General features: G+C 53.3%; 3 protein-coding genes. All 3 read left to right on the plus strand.

From position 1 onward, the window contains the following. The first annotated feature begins 174 nt into the window (after positions 1 to 174). Positions 175 to 1,353 (plus strand): MFS transporter, encoded by a 1,179-nt coding sequence (locus AQR02_RS04285; protein WP_054939528.1) that lies wholly within the window; start codon positions 175 to 177, stop codon positions 1,351 to 1,353. Positions 1,354 to 1,415: 62 nt separating this feature from the next. Beyond that, positions 1,416 to 3,665 carry an AraC family transcriptional regulator gene (locus AQR02_RS04290; RefSeq protein ID WP_054939529.1) on the plus strand — a complete coding sequence of 750 codons (2,250 nt, stop codon included), beginning with the start codon at positions 1,416 to 1,418 and terminating at the stop codon, positions 3,663 to 3,665. A 258-nt stretch (positions 3,666 to 3,923) separates the two neighbouring features. Continuing rightward, on the plus strand, positions 3,924 to 4,677 hold a 754-nt coding region (locus AQR02_RS04295), incomplete at its 3' end, for a serine/threonine protein kinase (RefSeq protein WP_148449059.1).

Consider the following 4,677-nt stretch of genomic DNA (forward strand, 5'->3'; position numbering starts at 1 on the left):
GGGCGGAGGCGTAGCGGCATCCGGCGATTATTATGTGCAGGAAATCGGTACCCGGGTGAACCGCTATCTGCCGTTTCCTGTTGCCGTCTTGCCGGCAAGGCTGGGCAATAGGGCTGGGGCGGTAGGGGCAGCGGCTGCCGCTGCGGCGATTCTGTGGTAAAGGAAGAATGCACTATGGAATATACGGCGATCATTCCGCAGGGAGCCAAAATAGAGCTGCTGAAGCTCCGCTTATTGTATTTATTTACAGGCCTCGCAGGCGGACTGTTTAATCCCTATTTAACGACCTTATTTGTGCATCAGGGCATCGGCGCCAATGTTGTCGGCGTGCTGATGTCGATCGGCACGCTGCTGTCCATTGTGGTTCAGCCGGTGTGGGGACTGCTCGTTGACAGGTACCGCCAGACCAAGCTGGTGCTGATCCTTGCGATCTCTGTGCCGGCCTGCCTGTCATTTTTTTATAGCTTCCAATATACTGCGATCATTATGATGGTCTATATTTTGTCTATTATTTTCCAGGCTACGCAAAGTCCGGTCGCAGATTCCTACGCGGTTACTGCCGCATCAAGGGGCCGTACTTCCTATGGAACGATCCGCAGCCTGGGCAGCCTGGGTACAGCACTTGGCGGCTATGCCGGCGGGTTCTATCTCTCGAGCTTCGAGATTACGCAGCTGTGGATGCCTTTTCTGGCCCTTAGTCTTGCGGGAACAGCCACGGTGTTGACGCTGTCCCGAAGTACAGAGAGCAAAGCTGCGGCGATATCGCTGTCGCAAGGGATGAAGGAGCTGCTGGGGAACCGCCTGTTCCTGCTGTTTCTGATTGCCTGCTTTTTCGTAAACCAGACACTGACGGCGTACAACTCATTCTTCGTGCTGGCTTTTCAGGAGGCGGGGGGAAGCTATTCGCTTGTGGGCACAGCTCTACTGCTCGCCTCCCTGACGAACATCCCTTCGATGCTGCTGGCCGCCCGGATCCTCAGGGGGATCGGCCATGAACGGACGCTGCTGCTGGCGGCATTATTTTATGCGCTGCGCTGGGGGATTCAGTGGCTGTTTCCGGTGCCGGCAGTTATGATAGGCATTCAGGTGCTGCATGGACTGTCCTTCGGGCTGTTTTATGTGGCTGCTGTGGAATATGTGGCCCAGGCTTCCGGCAAAAGGATGCAGGCGACGGGCCAAAGTATATTCAATATGGTTTTTTCCGGACTTGGCGGGATTGTGGGTAACCTGCTGAACGGGTATTTATTTTATTCGGGCGGTGCACAGATGATGTATCTGGCTTGTACAGGTAGTGCACTTATCGGTGCGGGCATGCTATATTGGATAAACCGATTAGCGAAAATGCCCGTGTGACGTTTCCTGTCATTCATCGGGCGACATGCTTCGGAACCCATTGAAGAAGGGCGGGAGTACATATGAGACGGAATTGGTCGAGAAGCATGATGTTCTCCTACTTCCCTATCTTTTTGCTGACCGTGTCCATCCTGGTTTTCCTGTCGTTTCTGATCGTAGGCGAGCTGTCCCGCAGCGAAACCAACAAGGCTAACCGCATCTCTACAGGCTATGTCGTGGATTCCGTGCAGAATGCATTAAGTGATGTGGAGCTCTCTGTGCTTCAGGAAATGGAGACCAATCACGATTACGGGGATTTCCTGAGCGGGCTGAGTGATCAAGGTGACCGGACCCGGCTCTATAATACGGTGAATGATATGCGGGGGATGCTGTACCGCAACCAGCTGATTGATTCCATCTATATTTACCGTAAGTGGGACGATAAGGTGCTGACGCTCAACGGGCTGGTCGACCGGGATGTTTTTGCTGACCGTGATTATCTGGCCGGGGTGCTGGCGGAGAATGAGGAACGGAACTGGAGTGATGTCCGTACGCTCCGGTTATTCAGCTCTGACCAGACGGTGCGGGTGATAAGCATGGGTAAAATGCTGCCGCTGCCGTTTGGGGCAGAGGGTGTGGTTGTAGTGAATCTAAGCATGTACCGGCTCGAACGGATGATTGATGACATGACGAAAAGCCAAGTCTCCTTCATGCGTGTGCTGGGTGACCAGGGAGACCTGGTCTATGCCGCTCACCAGGAGAACGATATTCCGGAGGGGGATGTGCTGACCCGGATCACACTGGATAACACAGGCTGGACCTTTGAGAGCGGCATCCGCGCAGGCGAGCTGTTCGCCTGGATGTCTGTTGTCTCTTATCTCTGGATTATCATTGGTATCCTGACCGTAGTGCTGGGAACCCTGTACATCCTGTATATCACCCGCAAAAACTACCGGCCGATTCAAGCGATGATGAACCGGATCCAGGCACTGCAGTTCCGTGAAGAAAGCCTTGACAACACCTCGAGAAGCGAGCTTGTGCTGATTGACCGGGCGCTGGAAACGCTGATTAACCAGACGGTAAGCTATCAGAAGCAATACGATGAGAATCTGCTTGTCCAGCGCCGCCAGCTCTTTCTGGATTTAATGGAAGGGGAGCAAGGGGCCTCTTCGCTGGAGGAGAAGCTGCAGCACTTTAAGCCCTTTACGGATGAGGCGGTACAGTTTGCCTTTATTGCAGCAGAGATGAACCAATATGAGGAATTCCGCAGAAAATATCCGGCCAAGGAGCAGAACATGCTCAAGCTTACACTTATGAATCTGTTCCAGGAACTGGCGGGTGAAGAGGAGCTGCAAGGCTGGGCAGAGTGGGTGAGCGGCAACCGGATCGGGCTGATGATCGGCAGCGGCGGGGATTTGCGGACGGGCAAGGATAGGCTGAGAATACTGGCTGAGCGTTATCTGAGATGGGTCAGTGATAACCTTGGGCTGTCGCTTGCGATAGGTGTTGGCCCGGTTGTTGACGGACTGGAGGCTATCTCGGATTCCTGTACCGCAGCGGAAGCAGCGCTTCAGCATAAGCTGTCGCTCGGCAGGGATATGGTTGTACTGAGCGACAGCCTGCCGGACCGTTCCACCCTGCACTCCTATAAATATTTGCAGATGCTGAGTGAAATCGTCCGGGAATTCCGGATTGCCGACGAGAACTGGCGGCAGCGGGTAGATGAGCTGTTCCGCTGGTTCAGCAGCGACCAGATCAAGGACGAAGAGATTCATATGCTGCTGCATATGCTGATCCAAATGCTTGACCGCGAGCTGGGCCAACTGTCGGACAGCCTGCGCAGAATGTTCGCCGAGCCCAGCCTGCAGGGATACTACAGCGAAATGGAGTCACAGACAACGCTGGAGCAGGTCCACGCAGTGATACTGAAATGGCTGGCCGAAATTTACCGGATTTATGTATCTGTGAATGAATCGAAGAGCTACCGGGCCATGATCAGCGAGATGAAGGTCTATATTGAAGAGAATTTTGACAACCCCGACCTGTCTCTGAAGCATCTCAGCGACCGGTTTCAGATCTCCGGCAAATATGCCAGCCATCTGTTCAAAGAGGAATTTGATATGAAATTCGTAGACTTCCTGACCCAGCTGCGGATGCAGCGGGCGGAATATCTGCTGGCAACTACAAGCGATAATCTCCAGGATATTGCCTTGAAGCTTGGATATACCAGCTCCATTACCTTTGGGCGGGTGTTCAAGCGTGTAGTCGGTGTAACGCCCGGCGATTACCGCAAGCACCGGATGAAGCCGGGTACGGATGAGCGTGAGAATTAATCCAGCACAGGAATATAAGCCGACAGTCAGGCCGTTTTTGGCCGGATTGCCGGCTTTTTCTGTAATTATTAGCCGCCTTATAACTTTAGTTAGATTTCATACAGGACAATTAAATTTATAATAACTAAAAATTGTATACCTTAGCTTATACAGCGGATATGTTGGGCTAGATAAACGTGTTAAGATAAATGCAACTATACCTGATGCAGGCAACACTTGAGGAATCGCAACGAAGGATTTGGAGGAATCAATTACACAATGTCATTAGCAGAGAGCATTAGGCTTCAGGAATTACTGGACGGAAGGTGTATGGAGGTATCTTCCTTTTTAGCGTGTGCTGTGGCGTTGACGAAGCTGGTTCAGTCTGCACATCAGAAGGATAAAGTTATCGGCTGCCTGCAGCCTGGCGTGCTGCTGGTTCACAGAGAGCTGAAGGAAGCTTACCTGGCTGAAGAGGGCGGGGAGAATTATGCCTATCTGTCCCCGGAACAGCTGAGCCGGAGTAATCCACTTCTGCCGGACAAGCGCAGTGACCTGTATACCCTGGGAATCCTGTTCTATGAGATGCTTACAGGCAGGCTGCCGCTGCAGGCCCGGCGTTTAGAGGAATGGATTCATGTACATATGGCTGTTGTGCCGGCACCGCTAAGCGGACTGCGGCCGGAGCTTGAGGGGCCGCTGGAAGAAATCACAGCGAAGCTGCTGTCCAAGTCCCCGGAGCAGCGTTATCAGAGTGCATATGGACTGCTGGCAGATCTGCGGCAGTGTATTTCATTACTCAACACAACAGGGGAGATTGAACCTTTCGAGACCGGGCTGAAGGACAGGATCAGCCAGTTTCGGCTGCCGAAGCGGCTGTTTGGCCGGGAAGAGGAGGCGCGGGAACTAAGAGCGGTGGTGGAACGGGCTTCGGCCGGCGAATCCGGCTTTGTTCTGGTTACAGGCCGTGCCGGCAGCGGCAAAACCTCGCTTATTGGCGAGCTTCAGCTTTCATTCACCCGTGAAGGCGGCA

The organism is Paenibacillus ihuae (genome assembly GCF_001368795.1).
In the GTDB taxonomy this organism is placed as follows: Bacteria; Bacillota; Bacilli; order Paenibacillales; family Paenibacillaceae; genus Paenibacillus_AQ; species Paenibacillus_AQ ihuae.